This is a genomic window from Pediococcus argentinicus (assembly GCF_001437605.1).
GTDB lineage: Bacteria > Bacillota > Bacilli > Lactobacillales > Lactobacillaceae > Pediococcus > Pediococcus argentinicus.
Genome location: NZ_JQCQ01000075.1, coordinates 1 through 735, shown reverse-complemented (window position 1 = coordinate 735; position 735 = coordinate 1). Strand labels below are relative to the sequence as shown.

Genomic DNA, 735 nt, shown 5'->3' with positions numbered 1-735 from the left:
AGTTGAGTGCGCGAAAGCGTGCGAAACAAAAAACCACCGCTATGCGGGCGGATGATAATCTGTTACACAGAAAAACTCCCATTCGATTAGAATGAAGGTGTCGAAGCCAACATTGTAAAAGAAAGGGAGCACTAATATGGCAAATAAATTAAATAGTCTTGCCCATACGAAATGGTTGTGTAAATATCATATCGTATTCACACCCAAGTATAGGAGAAAAATAATCTACAATCAATATCGCGAAGATCTACAAAAAGATATTCGGTTACTTTGTCAGTTCAAGGGTGTAAAGATTTTAGAAGGTCATATGATGCCAGATCATGTGCATCTATTAGTGAGTATTCCACCTAAACAAAGTGTTTCAAGTTTTATGGGATATTTAAAAGGTAAGAGGGCGTTAATGATGTTTGATCAGCATGCAAATTTAAAATATAAATTTGGAAACCGGCACTTTTGGTCAGAAGGATACTACGTTAGTACGGTAGGTTTAAATGAATCAACAATTAGGAAATATATTCAAGATCAGGAAAAACATGATCAAGCAGTAGATAAATTGAGTGTCAAAGAATATGAAGACCCCTTCAGGGGTCCAGGTAAGTAATACAAACGCCGCTTAAAGCGGCGGCAACAGTGGCAAATACAATTTGGCTTTTGACAAAAAAGCCAGCGCCTTGAGACGCTGGTAAGTACATAGGGGCTTATAGCTCCAGAGCAAACCACCCGTTTTACGGGTGG

1 protein-coding gene is annotated in these 735 nt (G+C 38.6%); it reads left to right on the top strand.

The annotated features are described in order from the left end of the window. Positions 1 to 136: 136 nt before the first annotated feature. Positions 137 to 601, top strand: a complete 465-nt coding sequence (tnpA, locus tag IV88_RS08950; RefSeq protein ID WP_057800546.1) for an IS200/IS605 family transposase — start codon at positions 137 to 139, stop codon at positions 599 to 601. Positions 602 to 735 lie beyond the last annotated feature (134 nt).